This window comes from Arthrobacter sp. UYEF3, from assembly GCF_040546245.1.
Taxonomy (GTDB): Bacteria; Actinomycetota; Actinomycetes; order Actinomycetales; family Micrococcaceae; genus Arthrobacter.
In genome coordinates this window covers 1-2,011 of the sequence record NZ_JBEPNK010000058.1, presented here as the reverse complement: position 1 = coordinate 2,011, position 2,011 = coordinate 1, and the positions used below count along the sequence as shown (strand labels likewise).

Below are 2,011 nucleotides of genomic sequence, written 5' to 3'. Positions count from 1 at the left end.
ACTTCTATTTTCAAAACCACCGGAGGCTCCATGTCGCCTCCGGATATCCACCCACGCACCTACCACGGGCAGGTCACCTCATTTTCGGACTAGTGCCGGGAATCGCGTCAGCGGCGGCGAGGAGCAATGTCCGCAGCCCGGCGCCCGCCAGTTGCCCGGCTTGCTTGAGGACGCCGGCATGGCTTGGTGCCGCAGCGCGGGCGGGTGTATCCCAGAGGGCGGCTGCCGCCTGCAGCGCCCGATCTCCCGGTGTGCCGTTTTCCCGGGCCCATAATCATTTCCGGCGCCCCCAGGATCCAGGTTGATGACGTTCCGTGGCCGCCGCCAAGGGTGACCCAGCTCCATTTCCTGGTGGAGGAGAACGGCACATATGAGATTGACTGGAATCCGCCGTCGTCCGCAAAGGCAGCACAAAGGCTCCGCGCCGTTGCGTTCGCCTCGGGTGCGGAGGCAAACCAGCCGAGGGCCTGCCGCCAGCCCGGATCGGGCGCGGGGGTGTGCTGATGAACCGCGTCGAACCCGAGCCCGCCCTCTGGCATGGTGCCGGTCTTATCTATGGTGCCGGTCTTATCTATGCAGAGTACGTACCCGCGCGAGTCCTTCGACGGCCGCGAGTTCTTGGATGAGCACACCGTGACTAGCCCGGCGGAGTCCTCCGACGGCAAACGCCAGGCTCGTCAGCAGCACCAGACCTAACCAGGACCATGGCGATTACGCTGGCGATGACGCCCACCAGGGCCGCGGTCCAGGTGCCCGTGGTGATGGCGTGGTGCCAACCGCCCCTGGCCTGAAGATCGCCGTTGACCTCAAGAACTGCGACCGGCAGGATGGCCCAGGCGATCCATCGAAGCACCCGGTTGAGGCTATTGCGGATCTCTGTATTCACCAGGGAGAAGCGGCGCGCGTCCGCCGTGAGCCGGCTGGCGAATGATTCGGCAGCCACCCGCACCACCCGTTCCTTGCCTGGCCCGCGACAATGATGGAACCCGACAGGACGTCGGACCCCATGGTCCTTGCCAATGGGGTCCGATTCGCCGGTGAGGAGGGACTCATCGGCCTCGAGGCCCGCGCTTTGGAGCACCGAGGCGTCCGCCGTGACCTGGTCCCCTGCACGCAGGACAAGGACATCGTCCCGGACGACGTCGGCCGTCGTGATCTCTAGGATCTGGCCGTCCCGCATCACCCGCGCACGGGGGGCGTCCAAGACGGCAAGACGGTCAAGGGATCTCTTGGCACGGAATTCCTGGACGACACCAATCAGTGCGTTGCCCGCGGCCGCCAGCCCAAACAGCGCGTCCTGCCATCGCCCCAGGAGCAGCAGTACGAGGAAGCTCGTGACGACGATCGCGTTGAAGAGGGTAAAGACGTTGGCGCGGAAGATCTGCTGCTGGCTCCGGCTGGTCTCGTCCCGGCCCCGGTTGTCCAAGCCGCTTTCCATCCGGGCGGCGACGTCGTGCCCTGAAAGCCCGTTGGCGGCTGGCCCCGAGACACGTCGATGGGCCGACCGCGGATTCTGGAGCTTTTTCTCTGCCCTCACCCCCCAGATGCTAACCGGCCCAGCGGCAGGTAGTGATGGAGCATACAGGACTGACCAACGACGGCGGTGCGCCGTCCCGGCGCTTCGGCCGGCCCTTAGGAGCCGGACTGGCGGGCATTTGAGGGGTCTCGGCGAAGCCGGGGGCCAGCGTCTGGGCGGGTTTGCGATTCACGCCGTCTGGGTGTACTGTTTTCTAAGTCGCCGCGAGGGAGACCAGCGGAAATGCTGGACTACCGCAGGCGGCCAATCCCCCAAAATAATTAAAAAACCAAGTTCTCTTAGCGCTTCAGTCGCTAAGAATTCTGGTGGGGCTGGTTTGTCTGCTGATGCAGGTCCGGGAAATCGGATTTGCTTCGGAAGCCGGACTCGGGTAAGTTTGAAAAGTTGCTCCGGAGCGATCTGCGGCCCTGTGGGGTTGTGGTGGTGCCGGGTGTGTCTGTTGTTTGAGAACTCAATAGTGTGCCAAGTTTGTTG

General features: G+C 64.2%; 1 protein-coding gene. It reads right to left on the bottom strand.

Features of this window, described 5'->3' with window-relative positions; all coding sequences use genetic code 11:
* Positions 1–637: 637 nt before the first annotated feature.
* Positions 638–1,537, bottom strand: a complete 900-nt coding sequence (locus tag ABIB14_RS18640) for a P-type ATPase actuator domain-containing protein (protein ID WP_354237384.1) — start codon at positions 1,535–1,537, stop codon at positions 638–640.
* Positions 1,538–2,011 lie beyond the last annotated feature (474 nt).